We start from the raw sequence: 26,644 nt of genomic DNA, 5'->3' as shown, positions 1-26,644 counted from the left end.
CAAACGAGCCCCGGGGCAACGGAGACATCCCATGCACAGCACCGAGAACCAGACGCCGCGCACCCTCGGCGACCTCACCTGGCACGACCACGCCGCCTGCCGCTCCACCGCCCACCACCAAGTCGACCCGGAAACCTTCTTCCCCGAGCCGGACGAGATGGACCGCATCCGCGCCGCCAAGGCCCTGTGCGCACAGTGCCCCGTCCGCACCATCTGCCTCGACGCCGCCCTCGAAGGCGGCGATCGCGACGGTATCCGCGGCGGCATGACCGAAGAGGAACGGGCCCCGCTGCACCGCAAGTTCCAGCACCGCCTCAACTACGCCCGCGTCAACGCCGTCCTGGCCGGTCGCGACGTCCACCTCACCCAGGCCGAGCGCGAGGCCGTCGTCCGTGCCGCCTACCAGGCCGGTACCCCGGCTGAACAGCTCGCGCGACTGCTCAAGGTCAGCAAGGAACACGCCCAGAAGCTCTACCGGGAAACCCGCCGCCAGATCCGCAACCGCGCGATCGACCAGCAGAAGACGGCGAACAAGAGGAACAAGGGCAAGAAGGAGCCCAAGAGCCAGACCACGGTGCTCAAGGAATCCAGGACGAACACCTCCCGCGACGACCTCGGGACGGCCGCGTGAAGCACATCGCGCCGCTACCAGTGCGGATCACCGGCTGGGACCGGGCCGCCATCGTCGCCCTCGGCGGCGCCGGATGCGCCCTCTCCTACGACGCCTTGCAGCAGATGGCCGTCGCCATCCATATCCGCGGGTTCCTCACCTACGTCTTCCCCCTGGTGATCGACGGCTTCATTGCCTACGGAGTGCGAGCCCTCCTGGTCCTGCGCACCGCGCCGCTCGCCGCCCGCTGCTACGTCTGGATGTTGTTCGGCACCGCGACGGCCGCGAGCATCTGGGCGAACTCCCTGCACGCCGTGCGCCTCAACCAGCAGCAGCTGCAAGGCTCGGGGCTTCGGCTCGGCGATGTAACCGTCGGCATCCTGTCCACCCTCGCCCCGCTCGCCTTGGCAGGAGCGGTCCACCTGTACATCCTGATCGCTCGGCGAGTCGCCGAGCCCGCTGTCCGCGGACACTCGGACACCGCCAGTGTCCGGACTGACCGGGTGACCGCTGACGGCCGGGACACCCCCGTCGGCCCGGTCGAGCACCGGCCGGCCCCGGTCACCTCCGGACACCCGGCTGCGCTGTCCGGCCCGGAGACCAACCTCCCGGCGGTCATCGGCGGCCAGGGCACCCAGGAAACGGCGGCCTCGGAGGACCTGTCCGGACAGAAGGATGGTCTGGCCGAGCCGGAGCCAGAGCACGATGGCCGAACTGCTGACCTGGGCGGACACCCGGTCACCAGACCCGCCTCGGTCACCCGCCTCCATGTGGCCGCCCCGCCCGCCACAGAGCCGGAGACTCACCCGGTCACCGCTCCGGAGACCTCGGACAACGACACCCCGGACACCGATCCGGTGACCGACAACCTTCTGCTGATCGCCCGCCAGGCAGTCACCGAGGCAGGGAAGACCACCCGCCAGGTCGTCGCGGACGCCATCCGCGGACAGAACCTCCCACTCGCCAACGACCGACTGACCGACCTGATGCACCAACTCCGCGCCGAGGCCAACAAGGGCCTGGTCACCAGGACGGGCTGACCGAACGAGCCACGCCGAGCGGGTGCCCCGGCCTCTCCGTACGGCCGGGGCACCCGCCCCGCGCACCACACCATCGACTTCTCCACACAGCGGAGGCACCACGATGCGCACCACAGCGGCCACCCACGCCGAGGCCGACGCCTGGATCACCGTCCTTCGCGACCACCGACACCTCCACCGCGCCGAACCCGGACCCGACGGGACCTGGACTGTCCAGCGAACGCCGGCAAGCACACCCCGAACCCTCCACCACCCCGTCCTCGCGCTCGACTACGTCGCCGAGATCCTCCGCGACGTACGAGGCCACACCGCGGAGACGCCCCGATGACCCCCTCCGAACCGTCTGGCACCACCCCTGGACTGCAGCGATGCCACTGCCCGGCACGAGGCCGAGCAAGCTGTACCTTCCGAAACTCCTCCGCAGCCCCTGGCAGCGGAGGAGTTTCGCAAGGGCTTGCCCCCGCCCCGGAGGGAGCGGGGGAGGCCCGGCACCAGGGGGCGCCGGGCTCTGGGGCTGCGACCGAGGGCGGACCGCAGCCAGAGGGGGAACCGCACGCGCTCGCCGCGCCGCGTACGCGTCCTCGTCTGCGTCAGAGCGTGCACCGCGACCAAGTCCGCAGTGTCCGCCTGACCCGCGACGAACTCGAAACCGTCAAGCGCGCCGCCGAAGCCGCCGGCCTGAAGACCGCCGGGTTCCTCGCCGACGCCGCGGTCGCAGTCGCCCAAGCCCAAGGCGCTTCCAAGGCATGGCTGTTGGATCAGCGAGGCCGGGTGGAAGAACTCATGGCCGCCAGCTCCCAGCTCGCCCGCATCGGCAACAACCTCAACCAGATCGCCCGCATCCTCAACTCCGGCGGCCACGTCGATCACGTGGACGACGCAGTGGCCCGGGTCCTACGGGCAGCCGTGCGCGTTGAAGACGCAGCCATCGAGATCGCGCGGCGCTGACGATGGTGCCCGACATCTCCACCGGCAGCCGTACGTACGGGCTGCTCAACTACCTCTACGGCCCCGGTCGGCGCGAGGAGCACACTGACTCGCACCTGGTCGCTGCCTGGATGCTGGAACTCGCCCCCGACCCGGGACGCGACCCGGCCGCCACGCTCAAGCAGCTCACCGACCGGCTCGACCTGCCCGTCCTCGCCCTGCCCAAGCACCGACGACCAGCCCGGCACGTATGGCACTGCCCCGTACGCACCGCACCCGGCGACCGCCACCTCACCGACGCCGAATGGGCCGAAGTCGCCCGCCGCATCGTCCACGCCACCGGCATCGCCGAACACGGTGACGACAAGGCGTGCCGCTGGATCGCCGTACGGCATGCCGACGACCACATTCACATCGTCGCCACCCTCAAACGCGAGGACGGGCGCAGCCCCCGCCGCCACGAGGACGGCATCCGCGCCCAGGCCGAATGCCGCAAGATCGAGAAGGAATGGGGGCTGCAGATCCTCAACGAAGGCGACCGCACCGCCGCCCAGCGCCCCACCAGCGCCGAACGCTCAAAAGCCGAACGCTTCGGACGAACCGAGACGCCACGCGAGACGCTGCGCGAGCGCGTCCGCCAGGCCCTGGCCGGAGCGACGAGCGAGGAGGAGTTCTTCCGCCGCCTCGCGGAGGCTGGCCTCCGCATCGAAAAACGCCTCGCCCCCTCCAGCGACACCCTCGGCTACAAGGTCGCCCTCCCCGGCGACCGCAACCGCCACGGCGAACCCATCTGGTTCTCCGGCTCAAAGCTCGCCCCGGACCTCTCCCTCCCCAAGATCCGCCAGCGCCTCGACGCAGGACCGCCCGACAGCAACGCATCCGCCACCGACCGCTCCGGCGAAACAGCGCCACGTCCGGCTCGCGCCCGACGTGAGGCCGTCCCAGTCGCCGAGCGGGCGGCTTCCGTGCTGAGCGGAGATGACGACGCGGACTCGGCTGCCCAGCTGGTTGGTGTCGGCGAACTGCTCGACGCGGTCGCCCAGACCTCGCCGGCCTCGACCCGCAAGGCACTCGGCGAGGCCGCCCGCGCCTTCGAACGCGCCACCGGCTCCCACATCCGCGCCGAACGCGCCGACACCCGCGCCATCCGCTCCGCCGCCCGCGGCATCATCCGCGCAGGCAACGCCCTCGGCAAAGGCGAGGACGGCGGCGCCACCGCGATGCTCCTGTCCACGATGGTCCTTGTCACCATCGCCGCCGCCCGCTGGCACTCCGCCCGCGGCCACGCCCAACAAGCCGCCGCAGCCCAACAAGCCGCCCAGCACCTTCGCGCCGCCTACCAGACCGCGGCCACCACCCCCATGACGGCCATGCGCGAGCACGGCCGCCGCCTCCCCGAACCCGTTCGCCAGCGGCACGTCGGGGCCCTTGAAGCTGCCCTGCCCCGGCACGCGGACCACGTGTTGCGCGAACCCGGCTGGGACGCACTGGCCGCCACCCTGGACCAGGCCGAGCGAGCGGGACACGACCCCGACGCCCTACTCCAGCAGGCCATCGCATGGCGCGAACTGGACACCGCCGACAGCGTCACCGACGTCCTCGTATGGCGCCTGCGGCGCCTGGGGAACCTGCCCGCCACCACCGAATCGCCCCGCACGCGGACGAGCTCGCGAACGTCCCAGCAGCAACCCACGGCACCGAAGCACACGACACCCACCACCGCCCGAACGAATCCCAGTGCTCCCCGTGCCCGAGGGGCAAGGCGTTGACCAGCACAGCAAAGGGCTGGACATCGGCAGCCAGGCCGGTTATGGCTGGTTGAAGAGAGACATGGAGACGATGCGGATGCTCAGCGAGAACCTTCACGACCCGAGAACCCTGCTGCCCCAGACGGCATCCGGCGATGACCCGCTGCTGCGGCTCCAGCAGGAGACGCAACCGGCTGGCGGGAACATCGGTCTGCGCGCCACCACGCACCCCGAGGAAATCGTCATCACCGGGATCACCGTCATGTGCCCCCAGTGCGGTGCCCGCCGCGACTGGATGGTCATCTGCGACCGCAACGAGATCAGCATCCGCTGCCGCTGCGCACACCAGTGGGTCGAGCGCGAACTGACCCGCGCGGACTACCTGGCGATGATCGGCGAAGGCATTGGCCAGGACTACCCGAGCCTGGAGGACGCAGCCCAGGCCGCGGGGTACGACGGCACACTGGCCGGCACCTACCTGAACCCATGAGCGGAATTGCATTGAACGTAGCATTCGGCGATCCGCATATCTCCCTGAGCAGCGCGATCAAGCCGAGCAGTGTGGCTTCCCTTCCTGCCACGAGCGGCAGGCGCGAAGGACGTCAGAACGCTGCGATCCGCGCGGCCCACAGTCTCGCGTTCATGAAGGGGCGATCCTTCTTCGGATCGTGCTCGCTCCTCACACGGCTGTTGTGCTCCGGCCTGGGCGCATCTTCTGTCCGATGTACCGTACCGGTGTCATCAGAGGCGCTTGTGACTCACGGTCAGAGTCCGCTGTGGGAGAGAAAAGCCGTGAGGTTTCGCTCCCAGGCGCCGTCGATGATCCAGCTGATCAGCCACTTGTGAGCGGTCTGGAACGACCCGAGTTCATCGGGTACGCCCAGCCAAGGTGAGCAGGTGCAGTATTTCCTCGCGATGGCCTCGACGGCTCGGCGGTGGTCGGCTGGCCGCCTGCCGCGGGCCGGTCGGCATCAGCGGCGGCAACCGGTCCACATCGCATCAGTGATCACCGACCTCTCCGAACAACACCCCTAGTCCGGCCTTCAGAGATGTTCCCCGCACGCCGCCTGCGGCCCGTCTCCCGGCACAATCGTGGCAGCCAGCCGTCGACTTATGGCGGTGGCTGAGATGGAGGGTGCATATTCCGGTTGATGGAAGTCACTTGAGTAACACTGGAAACAGTAGTCTCAAGTTTCACTCCCCTAGGGTGTGACGGTTGGCGAGAACCATTCACTTCACTGCGCGTCAGTTCGCGGGTTGCGGAGAAAACTCTGTCTGTCGTGTGAGGCGCGGGACGCTGTGGTCATGCGACTTAACCTGCTGCGGTGGCTACTCGACCCTGTGACGAGCTGGTGGGCTTTTCGGAGGTCTACGGCAAGCCGCGGTAGGACATCATTCGACGTGGCCTGGCGGCATATCAGGGTGGAGCGATTCCCTGATGAGGCTCCATATCGGCGCCACGGTCACACTCCTTCGGTCGACTCTGGGCAGCGGGATAGAGGCCCTTGCTGACCAGATCCCCGGCGTCGAAATTCAGCCGAATTAATCCAAGATTAAAAAGGTGAGGGTTTCGGACACCTTCATTAAAAAGCTCTTCGTCACGGTGTGGCGTCGGAAACAATCAAGCGGTCCTGCATCCTGAATCCGGGGGAGTGAAGAGTGCCGGATCCCGTTGAGATCGCCGTGATCAGCTCCGCCCTGCCCGCCACGCTGACCTTCCTCTTTCAGCGCGTGGAGCGGCTGCTCAGCTCCCGCGGGGCCGAACCCGAGGGAGACGTCACCGCTCCCGATGCCTTGGTCGGTAGCCTCCAGCTGCCGCTCCAGCCCCATGAGGACCGCCTGCGGGCAGGCCGGCGTGAACTCGAACTGCTGCGGGATGCTCTGGTCAACTACGCCTCCGGCCAGGTGCCCACTTGCACGTCGGACGAACCGCTCCTTCGGAACCTGACCCGGCTGCGCGGAGCCCTGGAAGACATCTACGGCCAGCACCTGACGTTCGACGGCGAGGACCGACCCGCCTCCGGCCCGTTCGTGCACCAGAAGCTCACGACGCTGACCGGCGAGGCCACCGGCATGGACGCCGATGCGATCTCCGGCAATGCCCGCGTGGTTCAGGACGTGGGGACAGTCGACGCTGGCGCCAAGCTGATCGGCATGAAGGGCCGCCGGATCGGCCCGCGGTAGCACGGTTGCCGACAGTCCCTCCCCTCCCGTACTGCGCCGTGGTACTCCCTGATTCGAAGGGCTGAGAGTTGACACCGCACGAACCGACCGCTCCAGATGCCGCCCCCGCTCCGGCGAACGAGCCCTTGCCCGGACCGGCGGGCGAACTGCCCACCGCCCGCGAGGGGGCCACACCCTCTAGCGAAGGGGCATCAGCGGCATCCCACATGACGAATGACGCGCAACCGTCGGAGCAGATCCTCGCGGGAGCCCGAAACGACACGCCACCCGCTGAAGGAACACCCGAATCACCCCTGCCCGACAGTGACGATTTCAGCCACGCCCCCGACGACGGTGCAGGCGTAGAGGCTGATGATGAGGCGGTAGCCGACTCCGATGGACACGGGACTGACGCGGCCGTCGTACAGACCGTCCCCCATAACAAGGGGACGGTCATCGGCGTGCAAAACATCAGCGAGATCCACCGCCTGCGCGGAACACCCCTACCCAAGGACTGGCTCAACCGCCAGCTGCAGTTCTACATCCCGCGCGACGAGGCGACGAAGGCCATCGATGAACTCCTCGACGCACACCGCGTCGTCGTCATCCATGCCCAAGCTGGCACTGGTCGCTACACCACGGCCCTACACGTTTTCACCTCTAGGAACATGAAGGCCATCCGTCAGGTCCGCCGCGAACCCAACGAAAAGGTGGACCTTGAAGGTCTCCAGGACGAGGATACGGGCTGGATCCTGGACCTCAGGGACGAAGAGGAAACACTGCGGACCGGATTTGGTCTCCACCTGAGAGAAGTGGAAAGCCACCTGCGCACGACCCGCTCGTTCCTCGTCCTGGTCACCCACACCGACACCTGGACGCGTGTGGCTGACGAGGCCGCCGAGCTGGCACATCCCCTCGCCCCGCCGGCCGCGCTTGAGGTGTTCCGCGCACGCCTTACCCGTCGTGAGCCTTGCATCGATGACCTGAGCAACTGGCTCGGGGAAGAAAAGATCAACAAGCATCTCAGCGGCGCTGTACCAGCCGAAGCCGTCTACTGGGCCGACACCATTGAAGCCGCTGTTGCCCTCAACCGGTCCACCACCGACCCAAAGCCCTTCCACGAACTCGTTGAGTTCGTTGTCCAATCCGCCCAGAACTGGCGCCGCAAGCTGTGCGAGTGGCACACCAACAACACCGACAGCGCCCACCGCAACTACCTGCTTGCCGCTGCCGTACTTGACGGCGCCCCCGTCGAGACTGTCTACGAAGCCCACTCCACCCTCGGCACGGCTCTTGACGACACACCTCAGCCCACCAAGGGCCAACAGGGGCCCGGCATCATCCAGCTCACCGACATCATCGGCGCGGAACTCGGGGCCGACGACCGCATCCGCTTCCTGAAGCCCGGATACGCCGAGGCGGCCGTCGAGTACTTCTGGGTCGACCGCCCCCACCACGTAGCCGACTTCACCCGATGGACCGCGGAACAGGCAACGACACTTCCTCGTGACCTGGGCATTCCTCTGGCCGACCGTGTCACCCAATGGGCCACCCGCTACACGCTCACCAAGCAGAGTTTCACCATCCTGCGCACCATCGCCACGCACTGGGCTGGCACTCAGCACCTCCGCGGCCACGCCCAGGACCTCCTGGTCGCCGCCGCCGTCGACCCCACGACCGGTAAGCGCACCCGCGAGCAGTACCTCGCCTGGGCCAAGGATCCCGACACCGCGGATCTCACTGACCGCAAGCACACACCCACCGTCCTCAAACAGGCACTCGCCGGCGCCTTGGCCCAGCTCGGTTCCGTCTACCCCAAGATCGCCCTCAAGCGACTCTCCGAATTGGCCGCCAACACCACCGACCCCGACGTCACTGATGCCGTCGGCGACGCCTTGATGGATCTGTGGGATCAGCAAGGTCTCCAGGAGACGATCCGTACCACTCTCACCTCCTGGTTCAACGCCTCCCAGCACCACTACACCGACGCCGCGCGCCGCGCCTTCCTCCACCTCGCCGGACGGACCACCCCAGACGGCGCCCCCGTGCTCCTCGCTGAAGGGGGCACCAAACCTGCACCCTGGACCCTCAGCGGCTGGCGCTGCGTCCTGGACGGCAAGTTGAGTCGCAACCTCCAGGACGCTGTCAACACCTGGCTCGATGCCGCCCTCATCGACCTCGACCTGCGGCCCGTCGTCTTGCAAACCTTCACGGAAGCCGTGTTCCGCTCCGAGGACGACCGCACCTACCTCGCACCACGATTCCTCCTCCTCAACCACGCGGTCTACGGTTGGGAACCGGCCCACGCCGGACAGCAGCCCACCGAGCGCACATACCTGCGCGATTCAATCGTCACTGCTCTCCGGGAAGCAGACCCGACCACACCCGCACTCCTGCACCATGTCCCGACCACGGCGTAGAAGAGAGGGCTGGCCCACACCCCGGGCAGGCACTCTCGACATCACCTGCCCGGCGCCCAGCTCCACTCCCGGCCACTCCTTCATCCTCAGTCTCGCCGGGGCCTGGGAAGAGCTCCCCTCGCCCCATCCGCACCACAGTCCCCATGCGGCAGCAACCGACCACGCACTGACGATCGCTCGCAACATCACCAGCAGCTACCCCGTAACCGACAGTGTCCCAGCCGCCGCACGCATCAACACCCTCCTCGGCCGCCGCACCGACGTTCCCCATATACCGGTCAGGCTCCTCTGGGCCACGGTTCACCTGACAGCCGAGCCCGATGCCGTGAGCGCTGCCATCACACACCAGCGACACGCGGACGAGCAGGAGCAACGCCGCGCTGAGCAGAGCCGCCGCCTGGCCGACGCCCAGTCCCTGCGCGACACCCTGATGAGCGACCCCTCCCTGGCCATGGCGTACTGGTTCGCCACCGCACCTCAATCTCTCGACAGTGACTCTCTTTCCCGCCTTGAGCAGCTGCTTGCCACGGCAGCCCCTTATGCACCGCAGGGCCGATGGGCCCCACTGGCCCGGCTGCTTCATACCTTTGCGGAACGCCTCTCCACCGACGCCAAGATCCACCTGATCGACACTCTTGCCACTCTCACTGACCGCTATGGGCACCCCGACATCACCGCTGCCATCCAGGCGCTCCGTCCCGAATCGTCTGAGTACACCCACCCGGGGTGACCGCCAGCAAGGCCGTCCATATGCGGAAACGCGTTCAGGCTCCGCCATGGCCCTTACTGCTCCGGCATATCGCGCCAGGCAGCGTATCTCCCCTGAGTGGTTGCCCCATTGCGGGACAACCACTCAGCGGTCGGAGCGAGCGGCATTCAGTCAGCGGCCAGGTGGTTGGCGAGGTGCAGGGCGTCGGTGGCGATGGTCAGTGCGGCGTGAAGGCCAGCGACTTCGTACAGCGTGGGGTGGACGATGGGAGTCCAGTTGCCGTGGAGGCTGGGCCAGGTGGCGAGGAGGACGGTGGTCGCGGCCAGCCCGAGATGGGCGGTGACGTCCATGTCGTCGTCGCGGCCGGGTTTCCAGCTCAGCAGGATGGCGCCGGGCCCGAGCGGCTCGGATTTCAGAGCGCTGGCCCACGTGGCGCGGATCGGCTCGTTGGCCCGAGGGGGGACGGAGGCCAGGAGGGCACCGCGTGCCGACGCGGGCATAGGGCGGAGGGCAAGATCGCTGAGGTCCAGGTACGGATCCGGGCCGATCGCCTTCGCCAAGAGGCGCGCAGAGGGGCGGTAGTTCACATGTCCGCCCAGCTCAGCTCAGTGCGGACCGCGGGAGGGAGTACGCCCTCCTGGCCGTTTTCGGCGAGGTACACGGCGCCGTTAGAGCCGGGGACTTCGAAGATGCGGCCGATGTAGTGGGCGTAGGGCCAGTCGGGATTGATGGCGAGGTAGGCAGGCAGGTCGGGGTCGACGGTCTGGAGCTGGTGGATCAGTTGGCGGACGGTGATCTTGTGCGACACGGCGGCCTCCGGGAGGAAGAGTGAGCAGGGAGGGGGAACAGGCGAAGCGTGCAAGCGGTCGGTCAGTCCGCTGCGTCGAAGCGCAGGAGCTGGCGCACTACGGCAGGGCTCTTCGACGGTGGTGTGGATTTCGTCGGGAGCTGGTTGGAGCGGTGGCGTCTGCCCTCCTCGACGGCGTAGGACTTGGTGGACGAGCGGCCGCTGGTCCACTGCTTGCAGGTCGCGAGGAATCGCTCCCGTCCGGTACATCCCTTGGTGAGGGGGCTACCGCTGGTGGTGTGCCGATGCTCGGACGGGTAGATGGTGCCGTCGGCGTGATAGGCGGTCACGATGATCGAGTGGCGGGTCATGCGGGATCTCATGGCCAGATGCAGGGGCAGTGGCGGCTGGGAGGAGAGGAGAGCTGCGAGGAATCCGGCGACGGCCTGTGCCGGGTGTCCGGCCCGAAGCTCTGGCGCCAGCCGGTCGTGCCGTTCTTCCCCTGGACGTGGATGTGCCACAGCTCGCCGCATGCCGCTGCCGGCCTCTCGGGGAGGAATCCCACGTAGACGTGTTGGTCGGGGCTGGAACAGTGGACGTTGCAGTCCGTGTCGGAGACGACGTCCCACCCCTCGTTGTTGAGGAGGTCGGTGACGGGGTCTGCGCAGTGGCAGTCGAGCGGCCACTCATGCTCTCCGAGGGCGGCGAACGGAAGCGCGGCGGGGGCTTGGAACGGGGCGGTGGCGGTGAGCGTCACGATCAGCAATCCCTTCGTTGACCTGCGGTTTTCCGCGGCGTCCGTACGTTGACATGGTCTGGGAGGGGGGCTCCAGTCCTGTCCGGCGGTGTGCGTCTGCCGTTGGCGAACTGGCGAGGGGGTGGGCTGCTGATGTCCGCGCAAGGGGGAATGAATCGGTCGCCCGCGGGGCTGTTCCGGGGCGACCGATCGCTATGGGAGGTTGGGTTGGAGAGCGAAGAGATCCGTACGTACGCCGAGGCAGTCGAAGATGCGGAGGCTGCGTCCCTGGGCCGGGCCCGCATGGCCGACGGCAGACGGATCGAGCTGACCGTGGACGAGCTGGCGCAGCTGGTCGGCGCCGAAGCCCCGGGCGAGCTGGGCAGGGGCCTGCATGGTGCGGCGGGCGCCGTCTAACGGCGGGGCGAGCGCACCTCGTTGTTCGTTCCGGCATTCGCCGTATGGCCGGTGTTCTGAGTATCGGCGTGGACGACCGTGCGCGTGCTGCCTCGGCGCGCACGGCGGAGCGGTCCAGGGACCGTGTGAGTCCTTGGGCAAGGTGCCCTTCGGGGTAGGCGTCGATGATGGAGCGGATGGCGTGGAGGGCGGATCTGGTTCGCAGCGTGGGCTTGCCGCAGTTCGGCCGATGAGGAGCTGAGCTGCTGGAGGTTGTGGTGGAGCGGGACGTGGTGCTTGCGGGTGAGACTGTGTATCCATGCCCGGTGCACGGTGACCTCGCTGTCGTCGATGACGAGCGCCGTGCGCACCCGCAGTACCGCGACGAGTGCCGGGTTGTGGGCGCTGCCTTCGCGTAGGTAGTCGTACAGCTCGTCTACGGGGTGACCCCAGCCAGCGCTGATCAGGGCATCGGCGGAGGTCAGATCGGATGCGTCAGGCGCCAATGGCTCCCGAAGTCAGTGGTGATGCGCGCGCTGAAAACGGCAGCGAGGGAACGCGGGTTGGGTACGTGCTCGTCGGGGTTCGCGAAGCGTTCGGCGTCTCGTTCGACGATGGCCTGCTGCGCTTCGAGTGGCTGAGCGTCGACCGCCCTGATCAGGCGTGGCGTTGCCAGGGAGAAAAGTGAGGGCGTTCGGAGGCCGGCAGTGTTGGCGACGAGCCGCAGGGTGTTGGCCTCCACCAACGGTGCCCAGGACGGATGGAGTTCGGTGCGTCGCGGATGACCTCGCCGGCGCCGACGAGCGCTTTCGGAGAAGTTATGGCCTGGGAGTTGTGGGGGTAGACCGCCAGCGCGAAAGGTGTGCTTAACTTGCTCGCGAGACCAGCCATCTTCCAGGCTCATCCGACGAGTTGAGCAATCAAATCCTGCGCCCTCGCGGGTGCGGGTATGGCTGGTCTCTCTTTTTTGTTCGGGTGCTTTCGACGTCGTCGGGGCCTCTGGAGCGTTCGCGAGGTCGGGGCCGGCATGGAAGGGCCTTCGAGGTGGCGGCGCAGGTCATCGGCGGCGGGCGGCATGTGTCGGCAGCGCGGCGCTCGGCCTGCTGGCGGCCATCGCCATCGCCTTCGCCGGAGGGTGAGTGAGGGCGCGGTGACCGGCGGAGCGGGCGCGGGCTGCTGTTGCGCGGCGGACGTCGAGCGGAGTCGGTACCGGTGGGGGCACCGGCGTCACGTGGGCCGCGGCGAGGTTGCGCTTGGGGATCTCGGCCCCGTACCGGGGCACCGGGGCGGGGTCGGCGAGGGCGGTGGCGGTGGCGGCGATCAGGTGTGACGGGGTGTGGGTGGTGAACGTCGCGTGCCAGCTGGAGCGGTAGCCGTCGCGTCCGCCACTGGCGCTCCAACGGTATTGGTAGCCGGACTGTTCGGCCTGATGATCCAGCGTCCCTCGGACGTGGTTCATTTCCGCGAGGCCGTCGGGGGCGACGGAGACGCTGAGGTGTGGCCCTTTGTCGGTGCGCCAGCCGGCCTCGACTAGTGGCTGGAAGCCGCGGTCCCGGCCGGTGCTGCCGTAGAGGTAGGTGTCGTGGCCCTGCGCGTAGTCGTGGGCGAGGGCCGTGGTGAAGGCGGTTACGAGTTCTGTGGGCGTGCTGTTGTCGAAGGTGGCCAGCCAGCGGGGCGGGCCGAACGGGTCGGAGTGCACCGCGATCTTCCACAGGGCGGTGTCTTCGCCTTCGGGGAGGTAGCCGAGCCGGATGTGCTGTTCGGGCGAGGTGACGTACACATTCGCCAGCTCGTCGTGGTGGAGGTGGAACCCCTGGTCGAGGAGTGGCTGGAGGGCGGGATCACCGGTGAAGGTGCGGCCGGCGAGGTAGACCGGGGAAACGTAGAAGTCTCCGTCAGGAGCGTGGGCGGGCATGGGTTCGGATCTCCGGGTGCGGTGTGGGGTTAGCGCTGACGGCGCGAGCCGGCGACGACGGGCGGGAGGGGAGCGGATGCGGCTGGTGGGGGCTGGACGTGGTGCACCGTGTGGCTGGGAGAACTGCGGGCCAGCGCAGCCGTGCTGCGGGAAGTCGCCTGATCGGGGCGCAGGGGCTGGGTCTCGACCAGGGAGCGGTGGCGGTCGGGAATGAGGAACGCCGCGCGGCCGACGGGCCTTGGGTCGGTCAGGGCGTTGGCCGCGGCGGTCATGAGGTGCTCAGGGGTGCCCCGGCTGAAGTACGCCTGCCAGCTCGGCGTGGTGATGGGGTCGGGGCCGGCGGACATCCGCCATGTCGACTTCGCCGGGGTGAGCAACTCGTCGTACTCGTGGAGCCAGCCGCTGCGTATCCGGAAGGCGGCGTGGCCGTCGGGCGAAACCGTGCGGAACGGCCGCGTGCCACGGACGGCCTCCCACTGGCGACTGGTGAGCACGGTGGCGGGCGTGTGCCCGGTGTGGTGTTCGCCGCCGCTGAGGTAGTCGGCGAAGTGGTTGGGCAGTCCTGCGACGAGCGTGTCTGTGAAGGCCGCCACGATCTCTTGCGGGGTGTCGCGGTCGAAGGTGGTGATCCAGTCCGGTATGCCGAGCGGGTCCTCGGCATACGAGATCGTCCAGCCGCCGTAGTGGCTTTCCACGGCGTTGGCGATGCGCACCCGTTGGCAGGGGCTGGTGTAGTACGTGTCGCTGCCGAAGGCCAGGACCTTGGTCCAGCCTGCCGCGGAATCAAGGGTGTTGAAGACGGCGTTCCCGGTGCCGGGGCCGGCGAGGTAGACGGGGGCGATCAGGACGTCGACATCCGGGTCGGTGGTGGGCATGAGAACAGCTCCGGAGGGGGGTGAGCGGGCGCCCGCGCGGCTCGCACGGGAACGTGCGCGGGCGCCGGTGCGACGGCAGGGTCTGACGGTGGGCATGTCGATCACCTGGTCCGTGAGGGGTGGGAGAGCGCCGTGAGGTGTGTCGGGACAGCTGGCTGGGGTGCCGGGGCGTGGGAAAACATCCCCGGGAAGGCTGAGGGGGTTCGCTGTACGGCCGCGTTGGCCCTCGTCGTGCGGGCCGCTGCCAGCTCGGCGGGGTCGCGTTGCACAGCGGCGGAGGAAGCCATCGACTCGAAGGCGGCCAGCTCCGCGTAGATCGGCCCGAGTGCCTGGGCTGCCGGGGTCAGGGCGTACGCGGCACGGAACGAGGGGGCGGTGCGGGTCAAGAGCTGATCCTCCTGGAGCTGCTGGAGGCGGTAATGAAAGGTGCCCGTGGCGAGTCCCGACGCCTTTCGCAGTTCGCCGTGTGGAACAGGTCCGTGTTCCGAGAGGGCGTGGAGGACCTCGACAGTCCCCTCGCCGCGCGGCTGGCGCAGGGCGTCCTCCGTGCGCTCCGCTTCGGCGACCGCCGGGCTGCTTTCACCGGCGTGTGTGTGGTGCCAGGAAGCGAGCGTGCGGTGCACGCTGTGCGCAGTCCGGCCCCAGGGGGAGGCTTCGTAGACCCCGTGGCCTGGTCGGTCCAGCAGGCCGGTGGCGTGCATGCGTCGCAGGATCTGCTGCGTGTTCTGGGTGCTGAGCCACGGCAGCGCCGCGGCGATCTTCGTGAAGCGCATCTGGCCGTGCTGCGCGATGGTCTGGAGCGTCCAGGTCGTCCAGCGGGGAGCGAGGCGGTCGATCGCCTTGCTGACGAGCGTGGCGTCGTGTGCCGATATGCGGCGGCCGGGCATGTCCAGTTCTCCGAGAGTCGGCCGGGGGCTGTCAGCGGGAGCGCGCAGAGCGTCCAGCGGGGCGGGTGAATTCGGAAGATCAGGCGCGGGTGCGCCGGCCCCGTGGCTGTGTGGCGGGGGCCGCCGGCGTCTGCGGATGGGTGGTGGTCCGGCTGCCGCTGCTGCCGTGGGGCGAGCGCGCCCTGGCGGCCTCGGCGCGACGTCCGAGAGGCTGTGTGGCGGCGGATGCCTCCCGTTCGCGCTCCAGTCGGCGCGCTGCGGTGCGGTAGGCGGCCTGCTCCTGGCGCTCGCCGACGGCCAGGAGGTAGATCTCCCTCGTGTGCTGGGAGGAGGCCGGGGCGTCGCGATACTGGATGACCAGCCGCCACCGGGTCTCCGGATCGACGTAGACCTTGTGGCAGCCCGCCAGCTCGCGGTGCAGAGCGGCGCCGCGCTCGTTGCCGTGGACCAGGTGCTGCAGTTCCAGCAGGGCTAGGTCACGGATGTCTTCCGGGACGGACCGCAGGTCGGCGAGGGCCTCGGGATGAGCCGCGAAGGCGTACCGGGCCCGGCTCACGGCGCGCTCCGACGCACACGTGCCGGCGCAGCCACCGGTCGGGACGGCACGACGGCAGCTGGCGGCACGGCGAGGCCGCTGGTCTTGACCGTCGAGCGGGCACGGGCAGCCTCGGCCCGCAAGCCGACCGCGCCGTTGGGAGCCGGAGCCAGAGGGAGAGGAGTAGATCGCTCCCGGCCCCAGGTGCCCGCGGCTTCGGCGGTCGGGAAGGCACCCTCCCGCACCGTGTAGGAGCGGAAGTCCTTGGTGGTCTCCTCAAGGAAGAGCCGGTACGGAGCGTGCGCGGAGGCGGGGTGACTGTCGTGGACGAGGGTGCTGACCTCGATGCCGAAGTCGAAGGAGCACGGGTTGTCGGTGGAGTGGTCGAGGACCGTGTACCGGCCGTCCGGGTTGGTCCGAAGCATGTCCTCCAGCCGGGCCGTGAGCGCGTCGGCCGGCCGAGGCCCCTGGTTCTTGGACAGCTCTGCCGACTCCGCCGGGCAGCGCTGGCGGATGAGCCAGTTCTGCGCCAGGGGAATGACCGGGTGGCGCTCGTGCGCAAAGTCGAACGTGTGCTGTTCGATGTCCCGGGTGATGCGCAGCGTGACGTACTCCGCCGTACCGGGTATGTCCCAGATCGCGGTCCGGTCGTACAGCAGCAGGTAAGTATTGCGGCCGTCGGCGCTGTGGTGCTCGGCAAGGGGCACGAACATGTCGTCCGAGAGCGTGACCGTGTGGAAGTCGTCCTCGATCAGTTCGGTGGCGGGCTCGAAACCGTCGATCCGGTAGTCCGGCCTCGGGACAGAGGCGTTGGCCATGTCAGACCCCGGCAGGCTCGGGCGCGGCCAGCAGCCGGTGGTTGGGCCGGGCCGAGCTGGTGGTGCACGCACCGAACGGACCGTCCGCTGTACGGAGTTGCATCAGGGCCGGGTCCAAGTGGTCGCGGTGCCACGTCGACGGGCCGGTCAGGCCGGCCTCGATGTCGGTGAGCTGCTGCCAGGCCAGCCACAGGGCGTGCAGCCGGGCGACCGCCTCGGGGTGTTCCCACCACCGCTGGCACCACGGCCGGCCGGTGGTGATCTCCCGCCCGTAGACCGGCAGCAGAAGGTGGTGCACCCAGGCTGTCAGCGCGGCGAGTTCCTCGGCGTACACCTTGCCGTCGAGCGCGAGGATGAAGATGGAGGACGGTCCCTCCGCCCCTGTAACAGCCGAATCGTCGCCCGCCGGGGCGGAGGTCGGCGTAGCGCCTTCCGCACGACCGGGCTCATCCTGTTCGCGATCGCGGTGGGGCGGCTGTTCGTTGGCGAGCCGGGCCAGCGTCTCGCCCTGCTTGCGGCTGTCCGCGACGAGTCGTGTGACCGTGGCGACCAGGTCGTCCAGGTCGTAGTCCGGTATGCGTACCGGCTTGCTGTCGTGAGCGGGTTCAGACATCGATACCCCTTGGCGTGAAGGTGTGGGGCGTCGAGGTTCCGGAGAAATCACGGTTTGGTCAGGCCGGAAATTTGGGGTAGATGCACCGCTCAGAGCTCTAGCCGGTGCGGGTAGCCCTGTGATGAAACCGGCACACGGGGACGCCGACCGGGAGCGGGCTTCCGTTCGGCGATTCTGACGCCGAGCAGTAACGGCCGGCCGGACCCGCATGCGGAGGCCCCGCTCGATCGTGGACGGGGGGCATGTCGCTAAAGACTTCCCCGACGATCTGGTTCAACTACAGCGTGACCCCCACAAGGCCACGGCCGACCTCAAGGCCTTCCTTGATCCACACCCCGATGCGCCCGAATGTATCGACGGCTGGCACGACAAGCTCGGTCAGGGCCAGTGGCACGAACGCCGACGCGACCCCTCACCCGGCTGGAGCGACGAAGACAAACAGCTCGAAGTCGACCTCCGCTGACGCCTCCTCAAACTCATCGGCCAGATCCGCACCCACCCCTACTGGGACACCCTCAGCGGACCCGACCTCGTCAAAGCTCGCATGAAGCTCAAGTACGTCGACGATGAGCTGCCAGGCGACTGGGCAGCAGATGGAATGGCCTTTGCCTCAACCGGGCGGGGCCTTCGTACGCTGTTAGTCTCCCGCCACCGCACACCACCAGGGGGGTAAGTGGACGCAGGGTTAACCGGACTCCTCGGAGGCGTCATCGGGGCAGCTGTCGGCGCACTGGGCACAACCGCCGGCGCATGGATCACAGGGCGCAAAGCCGAAGCGCAAGCTCGCATCCAAGCCGACGCCCTACGCGAACAAACACGGCAACACGTCAATGCCCAGCTGGAGCAGGCCAGACTGCAAGTCAAAGCCAGCCATTACCTCGACCGGCGCGAACCACGCGCCCAGACCTACGCAGCCTTCGTGAACCTCGTCATCGACCTCGAAAAGGCACTGCTCGACGCCTCCTCTTCCGTGCGCGACGATCGCGACGAAGCCGCGGAAAGGCTCGATGAAGCCACTTCCCGCCACCTCGAACTCGCTGCGTTCAAGCCCCGCGTGCAAATCGAAGGACCGCGGTCCGTCGGAATAGCCACCCGCCTCGCGGTAGCGGCATCCAATCGGGTTGTTGAGTACCTGCATCACTCGCTTTACGACAGCCCTGAATGGGACGACAGCTACCAATCAGACCTGATGCATGACCTCTACAGAGCCCGCGACGAATTCATCTCACAGGCCAGCAAAGCCCTCGGCTACGACGGCACCCAAGGCACGGAAGACGCTGATCAGTAGGAGACCATGGATGAGGGGAAGGCGGCTCTCTACGCCGCCATCATCGGCTTCGCCGCCGCCATCATCGGCGCCACAGTCGGCGGATGGGCCAGCTGAAGGGCAGCGCGACATAGCGCTGATGCGGCCGTCCAGGCCGCCGTTCAGCAGGTGCCGGTCAAGCGAAAAACGAACATGCTCAGTGGGTGAGAGAAGAGCGCGGCAAGGCTTATGCTGGGCATCTCGAAGAGCTTAAACATCTCTCATCTGCAATCGACGGCATGCTACGGGCGCCAGATGCGTCAACGCGTGAAACGTACCTCTGAGATCTTCGGCAAGCTGTATACAACATGATTGTCGTGTGGACGCATCGGGGTATTTGGGCCGAAATATGTCAGAGATTTGGCACACGAAACCCGAAAGGTGGAGGAAAAACTCAAGGGGAAATTAAAGAATCTCTCTAAATATTGGGATGCCGTGATACGCCGGAGTACGGAAGAGCTTACGAAGAGGCCAGTGTGGCGCTCGACAAATCAGCCCAGACTTGCGGGAGCTTTCGGGCCGCATGCCGGGAGACGCTCGTAGGAGACGAATAACCACGGCACCCGACACGCTCACACCGTCTCCTCGGGCAGGAACGTGCCGGCAGCCACCGGCAGCGCGGCGACCGCACCAACACGCTCAGCCCGACAGGCGAGCCCTAAAGTGACGCCACCACGAACCAGACCCGGAGGGTAAAACCGTACCGCGTGGATCAGTTCTGCGAACGAACAAGGCCACAGCCTCCACGAACTCGTCATGCACCCGCTCGACCTCGTCCCTCCGGCCAACCAGATCAGCCCGATCCACCGCATGACGCAGAGAACTTGGCACTCTCAGAGCTTCAGACGCCAACCGCATGAGCGCGGCATCGTCCGTGACCAGACGAACGCGGGCCAGCACATGCTCAGCCTCCGCACGGAGACGGTAAGTCTCATCACGCTCCCGCATCCGCTGCTCCTCCGGAGCCGCCTCATCCTTCAGCCGCCACCGGAAATACAAGTTTTTGCGGTACTCCATCAGGATCCCGATAAAAGCGCTGCAGGCCGCAATTCTCTCCTGCCGAAGCAATTCCTGGCCACGAACCCGCTCCGCCCGCTCCGCCGACCGCCGCTGAAACGAGTACGTGACCCACGAACCCGTCAGTGTGCCCACAACTGCCACCACGCTCGCTAAGACAGCATCCATGCCCGGACCTCCTGTAGCACTCTCTGTCTTGTCCCGTGTCGTCTCTGCGGCTGTTCTCGGTGGCCAGACCAGTACGGCTCCCGGGAGCGCTCGGTGAATTCTCGGGATGCGGTACCTACGGCGCCCTCAGCGTTTGACGCGATTGCGAATTGCTAGCAGCGCGAGGCCGAGCAGGGCAGGTTCGCTCAGCCGTGAGGCCATTTCGATGTACGCGCCAACGGTGGTGAGGTCCTGGCCAGAGGAACGGAAGGCGACCGAGTTGATCACCACCCGTAGGGACTTCTCGAACCGTTCGGCTGACATCCGTTGGTGATATGGCCCGTTGGGGTTGGCCGCGCTGGGTGGAACAGTGGTGAGCGTGATCTTGCCGCTGCTGTTCAGGGTGCCCGTGCTGGTCGGCTCCGGATCGTGCTGGGGCAGGCCCCACAGCATCATCGCAAGAACGGTGGCGGTCATGGCTGTCATCAGCCAAATGAAGGCGCGGGAGGACCGCAGTCCGTAGCCGGAAAGCGCCCAGTACGCGGTGAGCAGAGTCCGCTCGGACCAGGGGATGTCGTCGGCGTGGCGGCGCATCTCCATTTCACCGTAGTAGAAGTCGGCGGCTCCGGGTTCATGCTTGCCGTCTTCGAAGCTCTTGCGCAGGTGCCGGTACACGGGCGCAAGCGCGGCAGGTTCCAGCGCCTCGTCCTGGGGAAGGGGAGGGGTCCAGCCATCTGGGTCGGCGGAGCGTGACGCACGCCAATGGTGTTCTTCGATCAGTGTCCGGCGCGGCGTCCAGCGCACCGGTCGTATCCCACGTCGACGCAGACCGGAGGGAACGGCTGCCAGGGTGTACAGCCCTTCCAGGCGCAGTTGATCGAGATGGATCGTTCCGGCGAACCGGCAGTCAGTGAGGTCGATGTCGGTGAGTACCAAGTGCGCTGCATCTACTCCTCGCAGCGATACGACGCGAACGTTGCGAGGGCTGGGCAAGTCCACTTCGGGCAACTCCTCACCGTCCGCGTTGAAAGGATGGGAGCGGGCGGCGATACTCACGGGGTGCTCAACGACTGCGTCGCTCAAATCCACTGCGGCGTGTCGCAGCCGCAGTGCAGCAGTCGACGCCCATCGCGTTCGTCGGCAGTGCAAGGCGTGTGCTGCCACCTCGATGGTCACGGGCATTCCGAAGACTGCTTCCGACACGTGCAGCGTCCCGGTACAAACTAATGGTCCCACGGCAGTGGTTCGTTCGAAGGCAGCCTTAAGGAAGACGGCGTCGCCGCGGAACACCGTCCGACGGAACCAGGTATCGCCCCTGAACTCGGCCCCGCCGAACCAGGCGGCGTTATTGAAATGCGCCCCCAGGAACGAAGCCTCGCGGCTGAACCTCACTCCGCCGAAGTTGGCAGTCCCGCCTAATTCCGTATCGACGAACCAGGCGCCGCTGGAGAATGCGGCCCGCTCGAACGAGGTAGGGCCTCCGAAGCACGTGCTCTCGAAGTGCGCGTCGCTGCCGAACTCGGTTCCGGTGAAGTGGGCGTCGCCGCCGAACGTGGCTCCCGCAAACCAGGCGGGGCCCTCGAACCTCGCCCTGTCGAAGACGGCCGGGCCGTCGAACGAGGCTTGGTCGAAGCGGGCGTTACCTATCCTGAGCCGGCCTGTAGCGGGTTCGGTGAGAGCGGTGAGCAGATCGTTGAGCAGTTCACCGGTGAAGGAGGTGCCACGGTGGTCGATGTCGGCACCCGGCGACAACGTGGTCAGGTAGTCGACACGATCTGATTCGCTCAAGTGAGCCAGACAGGCGGAATGATCGGGCACCTGCACGCCTCGGCATCCTAAAGGATCGGTCGCAGGGCTCGCGCCATGACCGCAGCGCCACCAGCGCAGAGGGGCATGGGACGGTTCGGTGCTCGGGTGTGTCATGCCCTCAAAGACGTTGTGGAGGGGGCAGTCAGTTTCGTGTATACGGCGGAACAGGCCGATGGGCCTCAGATGCGCTCGGACGACTACTGGCTCCGGGGCTGGCGGAGTTTGCGAGTCGCGGGTCAAGGTGGGGCAACCGAAGTCTCCCACCTCACGCCGACAGCACCTCCCACAGGAACGTCGCCGCGCGCTGTTGGAAGATCAACGACCGCCCCCGCCAAGCCCGTGCCCCCTCCGCGGACGACGACAGCCGTGACAACCGCCCCATCCGCATTGGGATTACTATTAGCGGATCCGACCGCGTCAAAGCCCGCATGCGACTCAGACGTGTCCATGAGGGCCGACTCGGCTGTAGCCGGAAGCCCCGGCTGAGCAAGGCCGGGGCGCGACTCACGCAGTTGTCACAGCAGCCAATGGGCGCCAGCTGCCCCTGAACTCAGACTGGCCAGCCACAGGAGTAGCGCTGGCGATGCCATCAGGTGCAGATGACGGCCCGCACGAACCTCCAGGCCGCGACGGCTTAACGAGGCACGCCACGCCCCGAATTCGCCGTCTTCAGGGGAACTGCTCGCTGGGCGAGATGCTACGGTCATGAACGACCTCCACAGTCGCGGTAGGGATTATGTTTCGCGGGAGCCACCCGTAGGGCACCTGGTGGCCGGGGCGTTGGCGCGCCTCGGCCGCCACTTTCAAAGCTTCATCTGTGTGATGCTGAATTTCCCCTTTCTGGATGTTCTCCCATGGGCTAGCACGCAGAGCATCCGCTCGCCTCTTTTGAAGGAGAAGGGAAGGCTCGCTTGAGCCAGTTGCGATCGGCTTCGAGGTTCTCGTAGAGAACCCGTTCGCCGCGGAAATATCGAAGATCATTCTTCGACATCACCCTGAAACGGATCTGAAGCCCGCCAAATTTCCCTTGAGTGGACCCTAGATGGTAGGTGCATTCGTAACCAGCATAATCTGGCCTCGAATCAGATTTCGTGCACCGGCAACGATTTTCCACGATCCTTAGGGGCAGCCCCCACACAGGGTCAGTGAGTCGCGCCAACAGTTCGTTGTGGTACACCTCGACCGTGGGCAGTGCATCCAGCTCGAAAATCCACTCTCCGCCATGGATCCACGACTTCGCCGAGAACGCGCTGCTTACCTTCCACAACAGGGCATTCCGGCGAAGTAGGCCAGACCCGAGCCAGGACATCTCCCTGTAATCGAGCAAAATGCGGAGCAGTGATTGCTCGCTTACGGCCAACGTTGGCAGCCCCCATAGGAGCCGGCACCCCTCCTGGCGGGTCTGGCTCGCTAGCTCGTCGATTTCCGCTTCCCAGTCAGCTCCCGGAGTCCCCCGAAGAACGAGTCGACTTGAACTGCCAGCCATCGTGAGGTGCAGATCTTCGCCATGGATTGCATGGACACGCAATCCGGAAACGCCGTGCACGTCAGAATGCGAATCTTGGCTCGGCAGCAGGCTGTGGACTGCATCGTTACTCATAGCCGTGCGGCGCCCACGCCACTCGCTAAACGCATCAAGGTGCAGAACCGGCAAGTCTTGCGTCAAGTCAATACGGGAGAATCCGATGGGATGGGGCCAAAAGGAGCCACCGCATCCGAGAAGGCGCATGACCTCAGACTCAAGCACGGCCTGTTCAGCATCCGCGACAGGAAGGAGATCGGGGGCCGAGGACTTGCCTTTCACGGCTTCCTTCGCCTGTGCGTGCTCTTCCCCGGTGTACTTCTCGCGCATGCGAGCGTCACGGGTAAGACGATTCGACGGCATTGCTCGATCCGTTCCCAGGCACCACTGCCCTAGATACCTGACAACTGTCAAGCGATCAACGCACGCTACCTACAGACCAAGCCGTAAGGGGAGCGGAGCTCCTTCATCCAACACAGCGCTACCACGGGGCAGTTGCAGCACAAGGACGGCCGCCTACCGGCCGGAACCACCAGCATGCCACAAGCCCGGCTCCCAAACACAACTCCCCTGCAGAGGCGACCACTAGAGCTCACGCGTCAGTCCGCCACGATCGCCACGGAGGAAGACGAGTCGGGGGGGGGATCAGCAGCACAGTGAGCTTGACCACCCGGACCGCACATCAATCACTCGCCTGCGCGTAGCGAAGGTGCGTAGGAGGCGGTTAGCTCCCGGGTGTGCTTGCTTGGCTCGGCGACCGTGTCGGTCATCCACGACATGGGCACGGGGCTGCCTGCGCCCTGCGCCTTGGCAGCCGGGTGGTCGTCGGATCGGAGCTTGAGTATCGCGGCGTAGAGGGCTGTGTGTGCCGGACGGGAGAAGTGCTCCGGTCGCAGCCAGGGGGAAAGGCGATCAAGCTGACCTGGGGCCAGGAAGACCGCCCCCAGGACGGCCTGCTCGGCGTGGACAAGCGGTGTCACCGTCGGACCTCACCTACGGGGCCGTTGGACGCGTCGCGTGCGCTGTGCAGATCTGCGACCGCGCGGTTGGCGGCGGCCATGTCGATGGCGAAGTGGTCCAGTTCGCCCGTGAAGGCGGGGTCGGTGGCGAGCATGGTGCCGGAGGGGGATACGAGCCACCAGCGGTCGGCGCGGCGTACGACGGGAGTGTCGGCCAGCCGCTCGGAGGGTTGATCGGAAGCCCAGGACGGTACGGGGTGTGGCATGCGGGAGCACCTCGTGATCAAGGCGAAGGCCGGGAAGCGGATCGGGCGGGCGGCGCGGCGCGAGGGCCGCGCCGCGCGGTCTCGCCCGGGTGCGGAGGTGCGCGGGGCCGGTCATGCCGCGGGAGTGAAGTCGTCCTGGCGCAGCGCCTTGGCGGCAGCACTTTCGCTGATTGCGGCCGTGGCCTTGGCGGACGCGGCGCCCAGCTTCTTGGCGTCGCGGCCCTTGTACCAGGGCTTGAGGTCGATGCGCGAGAGGCGGATGCCGGTGGCCATCAACACGGCGGTGCCCTTGGGCATCGCGCGGAGTACGTCCAGCGGGAGCACGCGTTCCTGGCGCATCGAGACCGAGGTGGACTTGCCGGACTCGCTGGTGGAGACCGAGACCGTGCGCACGTCGTGCTCACCGCCGAGGCGCGAGATCTTGTCGGCGAAGTCGGCGTCGTCCATGCCCGAGCCGATCACCTTGATCGTCGCGGCGGAGAGCAGCGCGTCCATGCCGGACTGGCCCCAGACCCGAACGCCCTGCTGGTAGGACTGCAGGATCGTCATCGGGATGACGCCGCGGGACCCGAGATGCGAGTACAGGTCCGGCAGGTCGGCGATCTTGCAGACGTTGGCGGCCTCGTCCAGGATCGCCAGCAGCGGAGCATCCAGACGCCCGCCATCGCGTTCGGCCTGGATGACCGCGGCGCGCATGACGGCGTCGGCGGCTGCGGCGATGATCGCCGAGGCGGAGCCACCGCCGTCCTTCGACAGCAGATACAACGTGTCCTTGCTGGTCGCGAACGCCTCCGGCTTGAACTCCCGCACTTTTTCAAGGCTCTTGGGCGGGGTGACCCAGGCGGCGATGCCCGGGTCGAGCAGGCAGCTGGCGTACTGCCGGGCGGTTTCGAAGATGCCGTCGCGGGTCTCGACCGCGCCGGCCACGGTGCCCTGGAGCTGGGCGGCGACTGCGTCGAACCCGGCGTCCTGGAGCAGATCGATCGCCATGCGGTCGGCTGGCGAGGCCAGCCAGGCCAGGACGTCCGTGATCGGGCGTCGGGCTTGGGCGGCGGCCAGGAAGAACGCGGTGAGGGTGTTGGCAGCGGCCGTGGACCAGAAGTCGCCCGCGCTCGACTCGTCCACGGAGGCGGTGACGAAGTGCCCAGCGAGCCGCCGGGCCCCGGCGAGATCGCGGGCGTCGGCGAGGATGTCCCACCACATGGACTGTGGCGCGTGGGCGATCTGCTGCGGATCCAGCGTCCACACCGTACCGACCTCGACGCGGGCGTCGATGGTTGCGGTGTAGGCGTCTCGTGCCGCCTTGTTGGAGGTCAGCAGCACGGGGCCGGGGGCGCGCAGGATGGCGGGGATGGCCAGTGAGGAGGTTTTGCCGGAGCGGGGAGCCATGATCGCCAGGATCACGTCCTCCCAGGAGGAGCGGAGTTCGTCCTTGCCCGGTTTGACGGTGCCCAGCAGGACACCCCGGTCGTCGGGGGCGACGTCCTTGGGCTTCTTGCCCGCCAGACTGGGGCGCAGGTCGATGGCCTTGGCGGCGATCTGCTTGGCCAGCAGAGGCTCCAGGTCACGTCGGGTGGCCAGCCCCGACGGGCTGCTGCGGAAGCGCAGCCAGAGCTTCGCGGCTACGACGGCGGTGGCTATGAGGACGAGGGCGGGCAGGACGTAGCAGCCGGTGATCAGGGCGGGCTGCGGCAGATGAGGCCAGACCCGCTCCGGGTGAAGCAACGCTTCTTCAGGGTGGTAGGCGGCCCATGGGTCGGAGTCGGCGACGGCGTTGGTGAGGTTGCCGAACAGCCAGGCCAGCGAGCCTCCTGCCATGCCGAGCCCGGCGACGGCGAGCAGGAGGTAGAGGAGGAGGTCGGTACCGGTGGTGGTCGAGGGCGTGCTGGTGCGTGGGGACGACAAGGTGAGTTCCAGGTGGCGCGGCGCGGTGAGGGACGGCGGGGCGGCGCGTTGTTCTGGTGATCACGAGGACTCCTGAAGGCAGGTGAAGGAGGTGGTCTACGGGCGGTGGGACGCGGCGGTCTGTGTGCTCGTGGCCGTGTGCGTGTCGGTGGTCGGGCTGGTGAGCCAGCCGGGGTGGTCGGGGCGGCGCTCGCGGATCTCGGCCCATGTGGCGGTGAGCGTGGAATCGCAGACGAGGTGGGAGGCGATGTCGGTGTAGTGGCCCGCATGGAACAGATGGACCATGGCCTGGGTGGCACGGGACTTCTGCTCCGCCTCGCTCAGCCACCCGGGCAGGCGCAGGCGGAAGGCTGTGGGCGTCCTTTCGAAGCCGCAGGCCAGGAAGATTCGGCGAGCGCAGTTGTTGCGGCAGTCGGCGATGACCGCGCCGCTGGTCGGGTCGCGGTAGATCTCGGCTTCCCGCCCGTACACCTCGTAGAGGGAGGAGATGCAGCGGGACAGGAATCGGCTGATGCGGGACATGGGACGGCCTTT

30 protein-coding genes and 1 pseudogene are annotated in these 26,644 nt (G+C 67.3%); 12 read left to right on the top strand and 19 right to left on the bottom strand.

Going from position 1 to position 26,644, the window contains the following annotated elements; genetic code table 11:
* Positions 1-31: 31 nt before the first annotated feature.
* From AB0C96_RS23810 to AB0C96_RS23785, 6 genes are all read left to right on the top strand, one after another.
* Positions 32-631, top strand: a complete 600-nt coding sequence (locus AB0C96_RS23810) for a WhiB family transcriptional regulator (RefSeq protein WP_362919727.1) — start codon at positions 32-34, stop codon at positions 629-631.
* Positions 628-1,650: a DUF2637 domain-containing protein gene (locus tag AB0C96_RS23805; protein WP_362919726.1), complete on the top strand. Its 1,023-nt coding sequence runs from the start codon at positions 628-630 to the stop codon at positions 1,648-1,650. The genes AB0C96_RS23810 and AB0C96_RS23805 overlap by 4 nt, the downstream gene beginning before the upstream one ends.
* Positions 1,651-1,753: 103 nt before the next feature.
* Positions 1,754-1,978 carry a hypothetical protein gene (locus AB0C96_RS23800; protein WP_362919725.1) on the top strand — a complete coding sequence of 75 codons (225 nt, stop codon included), beginning with the start codon at positions 1,754-1,756 and terminating at the stop codon, positions 1,976-1,978.
* A gap of 269 nt (positions 1,979-2,247) precedes the next feature.
* Positions 2,248-2,598: a plasmid mobilization relaxosome protein MobC gene (gene mobC, locus AB0C96_RS23795; protein ID WP_362919724.1), complete on the top strand. Its 351-nt coding sequence runs from the start codon at positions 2,248-2,250 to the stop codon at positions 2,596-2,598.
* Between the two features lie 2 nt (positions 2,599-2,600).
* Entirely contained in the window at positions 2,601-4,346 is a 1,746-nt protein-coding gene (locus AB0C96_RS23790; protein WP_362919723.1) for a relaxase/mobilization nuclease domain-containing protein, read from the top strand.
* Complete coding sequence (locus AB0C96_RS23785) at positions 4,324-4,815, top strand: hypothetical protein (protein ID WP_362919722.1); 492 nt, start codon at positions 4,324-4,326, stop codon at positions 4,813-4,815. Before AB0C96_RS23790 ends, AB0C96_RS23785 begins: the two co-directional genes overlap by 23 nt.
* A 310-nt stretch (positions 4,816-5,125) precedes the next feature.
* On the opposite strand, the pseudogene AB0C96_RS23780 reads toward AB0C96_RS23785, so the two are convergent.
* Positions 5,126-5,290 (bottom strand): annotated as a pseudogene (locus tag AB0C96_RS23780) (transposase); the annotation flags it as partial.
* A 694-nt stretch (positions 5,291-5,984) separates the two neighbouring features.
* Between AB0C96_RS23780 and AB0C96_RS23775 the strand changes: the two are divergent.
* The 3 genes from AB0C96_RS23775 to AB0C96_RS23765 all read left to right on the top strand — a co-directional run bounded on the left by AB0C96_RS23775 (position 5,985) and on the right by AB0C96_RS23765 (position 9,638).
* Positions 5,985-6,509 (top strand): hypothetical protein, encoded by a 525-nt coding sequence (locus AB0C96_RS23775; RefSeq protein ID WP_362919721.1) that lies wholly within the window; start codon positions 5,985-5,987, stop codon positions 6,507-6,509.
* A gap of 206 nt (positions 6,510-6,715) precedes the next feature.
* Positions 6,716-8,908, top strand: a complete 2,193-nt coding sequence (locus AB0C96_RS23770; RefSeq protein ID WP_362919720.1) for a hypothetical protein — start codon at positions 6,716-6,718, stop codon at positions 8,906-8,908.
* A gap of 325 nt (positions 8,909-9,233) precedes the next feature.
* Positions 9,234-9,638: a hypothetical protein gene (locus AB0C96_RS23765; RefSeq protein ID WP_362919719.1), complete on the top strand. Its 405-nt coding sequence runs from the start codon at positions 9,234-9,236 to the stop codon at positions 9,636-9,638.
* Between the two features lie 146 nt (positions 9,639-9,784).
* Here AB0C96_RS23765 and AB0C96_RS23760 read toward each other — a convergent pair whose 3' ends face one another.
* From AB0C96_RS23760 to AB0C96_RS23745, 4 genes are all read right to left on the bottom strand, one after another.
* Positions 9,785-10,117 carry an esterase gene (locus AB0C96_RS23760; protein WP_362919718.1) on the bottom strand — a complete coding sequence of 111 codons (333 nt, stop codon included), beginning with the start codon at positions 10,115-10,117 and terminating at the stop codon, positions 9,785-9,787.
* Between the two features lie 83 nt (positions 10,118-10,200).
* On the bottom strand, positions 10,201-10,425 hold the full coding sequence (locus AB0C96_RS23755) for a hypothetical protein (protein WP_362919717.1): 225 nt from the start codon (positions 10,423-10,425) through the stop codon (positions 10,201-10,203).
* A 62-nt stretch (positions 10,426-10,487) separates the two neighbouring features.
* Positions 10,488-10,775: a hypothetical protein gene (locus AB0C96_RS23750; protein ID WP_362919716.1), complete on the bottom strand. Its 288-nt coding sequence runs from the start codon at positions 10,773-10,775 to the stop codon at positions 10,488-10,490.
* Between the two features lie 8 nt (positions 10,776-10,783).
* The gene (locus AB0C96_RS23745; protein WP_362919715.1) at positions 10,784-11,161 is read right to left on the bottom strand and encodes a DUF317 domain-containing protein; all 378 of its coding nucleotides are present in this window, start codon (positions 11,159-11,161) and stop codon (positions 10,784-10,786) included.
* A 207-nt stretch (positions 11,162-11,368) separates the two neighbouring features.
* On the opposite strand from AB0C96_RS23745, the gene AB0C96_RS23740 reads away from it, so the two are divergent.
* On the top strand, positions 11,369-11,557 hold the full coding sequence (locus AB0C96_RS23740; RefSeq protein WP_362919714.1) for a hypothetical protein: 189 nt from the start codon (positions 11,369-11,371) through the stop codon (positions 11,555-11,557).
* 460 nt (positions 11,558-12,017) lie between these two features.
* Here the strand turns inward: AB0C96_RS23740 and AB0C96_RS23735 are convergent, their stop codons facing one another.
* The 7 genes from AB0C96_RS23735 to AB0C96_RS23705 all read right to left on the bottom strand — a co-directional run bounded on the left by AB0C96_RS23735 (position 12,018) and on the right by AB0C96_RS23705 (position 17,179).
* Positions 12,018-12,278: a hypothetical protein gene (locus tag AB0C96_RS23735; protein WP_362919713.1), complete on the bottom strand. Its 261-nt coding sequence runs from the start codon at positions 12,276-12,278 to the stop codon at positions 12,018-12,020.
* A 315-nt stretch (positions 12,279-12,593) separates the two neighbouring features.
* A complete protein-coding gene (locus AB0C96_RS23730) occupies positions 12,594-13,451 on the bottom strand; it encodes a DUF317 domain-containing protein (protein ID WP_362919712.1) in 858 nt (285 codons plus the stop codon).
* A 29-nt stretch (positions 13,452-13,480) separates the two neighbouring features.
* Positions 13,481-14,326: a DUF317 domain-containing protein gene (locus AB0C96_RS23725; protein WP_362919711.1), complete on the bottom strand. Its 846-nt coding sequence runs from the start codon at positions 14,324-14,326 to the stop codon at positions 13,481-13,483.
* Between the two features lie 101 nt (positions 14,327-14,427).
* Entirely contained in the window at positions 14,428-15,213 is a 786-nt protein-coding gene (locus AB0C96_RS23720) for a winged helix-turn-helix transcriptional regulator (RefSeq protein ID WP_362919710.1), read from the bottom strand.
* 79 nt (positions 15,214-15,292) lie between these two features.
* Positions 15,293-15,769 (bottom strand): hypothetical protein, encoded by a 477-nt coding sequence (locus tag AB0C96_RS23715; RefSeq protein WP_362919709.1) that lies wholly within the window; start codon positions 15,767-15,769, stop codon positions 15,293-15,295.
* The gene (locus AB0C96_RS23710) at positions 15,766-16,566 is read right to left on the bottom strand and encodes a hypothetical protein (protein ID WP_362919708.1); all 801 of its coding nucleotides are present in this window, start codon (positions 16,564-16,566) and stop codon (positions 15,766-15,768) included. The genes AB0C96_RS23715 and AB0C96_RS23710 overlap by 4 nt, the downstream gene beginning before the upstream one ends.
* A 1-nt stretch (position 16,567) precedes the next feature.
* Positions 16,568-17,179 (bottom strand): DUF4913 domain-containing protein, encoded by a 612-nt coding sequence (locus AB0C96_RS23705; protein ID WP_362919707.1) that lies wholly within the window; start codon positions 17,177-17,179, stop codon positions 16,568-16,570.
* Positions 17,180-17,408: 229 nt separating this feature from the next.
* On the opposite strand from AB0C96_RS23705, the gene AB0C96_RS23700 reads away from it, so the two are divergent.
* Both AB0C96_RS23700 and AB0C96_RS23695 read left to right on the top strand, forming a co-directional pair.
* On the top strand, positions 17,409-17,642 hold the full coding sequence (locus AB0C96_RS23700) for a hypothetical protein (RefSeq protein WP_362919706.1): 234 nt from the start codon (positions 17,409-17,411) through the stop codon (positions 17,640-17,642).
* A gap of 210 nt (positions 17,643-17,852) precedes the next feature.
* Positions 17,853-18,467 carry a hypothetical protein gene (locus AB0C96_RS23695; protein ID WP_362919705.1) on the top strand — a complete coding sequence of 205 codons (615 nt, stop codon included), beginning with the start codon at positions 17,853-17,855 and terminating at the stop codon, positions 18,465-18,467.
* 657 nt (positions 18,468-19,124) lie between these two features.
* On the opposite strand, the gene AB0C96_RS23690 is transcribed toward AB0C96_RS23695, so the two are convergent.
* From AB0C96_RS23690 to AB0C96_RS23660, 7 genes are all read right to left on the bottom strand, one after another.
* Positions 19,125-19,670, bottom strand: a complete 546-nt coding sequence (locus AB0C96_RS23690; RefSeq protein WP_362919704.1) for a hypothetical protein — start codon at positions 19,668-19,670, stop codon at positions 19,125-19,127.
* Between the two features lie 126 nt (positions 19,671-19,796).
* Positions 19,797-21,473 (bottom strand): pentapeptide repeat-containing protein, encoded by a 1,677-nt coding sequence (locus AB0C96_RS23685; protein WP_362919703.1) that lies wholly within the window; start codon positions 21,471-21,473, stop codon positions 19,797-19,799.
* 844 nt (positions 21,474-22,317) lie between these two features.
* A complete protein-coding gene (locus AB0C96_RS23680) occupies positions 22,318-23,310 on the bottom strand; it encodes a hypothetical protein (protein WP_362919702.1) in 993 nt (330 codons plus the stop codon).
* 356 nt (positions 23,311-23,666) lie between these two features.
* Entirely contained in the window at positions 23,667-23,960 is a 294-nt protein-coding gene (locus AB0C96_RS23675) for a DnaB-like helicase N-terminal domain-containing protein (protein WP_362919701.1), read from the bottom strand.
* Positions 23,957-24,205: a hypothetical protein gene (locus AB0C96_RS23670; RefSeq protein WP_362919700.1), complete on the bottom strand. Its 249-nt coding sequence runs from the start codon at positions 24,203-24,205 to the stop codon at positions 23,957-23,959. The genes AB0C96_RS23675 and AB0C96_RS23670 overlap by 4 nt, the downstream gene beginning before the upstream one ends.
* Positions 24,206-24,316: 111 nt before the next feature.
* Positions 24,317-26,110 carry a TraM recognition domain-containing protein gene (locus tag AB0C96_RS23665; RefSeq protein WP_362919699.1) on the bottom strand — a complete coding sequence of 598 codons (1,794 nt, stop codon included), beginning with the start codon at positions 26,108-26,110 and terminating at the stop codon, positions 24,317-24,319.
* Between the two features lie 96 nt (positions 26,111-26,206).
* A complete protein-coding gene (locus AB0C96_RS23660; RefSeq protein WP_362919698.1) occupies positions 26,207-26,632 on the bottom strand; it encodes a hypothetical protein in 426 nt (141 codons plus the stop codon).
* Between the last annotated feature and the right edge of the window lie 12 nt (positions 26,633-26,644).

The sequence above is a fragment of the Streptomyces sp. NPDC048506 genome (genome assembly GCF_040651315.1).
Taxonomy (GTDB): Bacteria; Actinomycetota; Actinomycetes; order Streptomycetales; family Streptomycetaceae; genus Streptomyces.
This window is presented reverse-complemented; position numbering and strand designations above follow the sequence as displayed.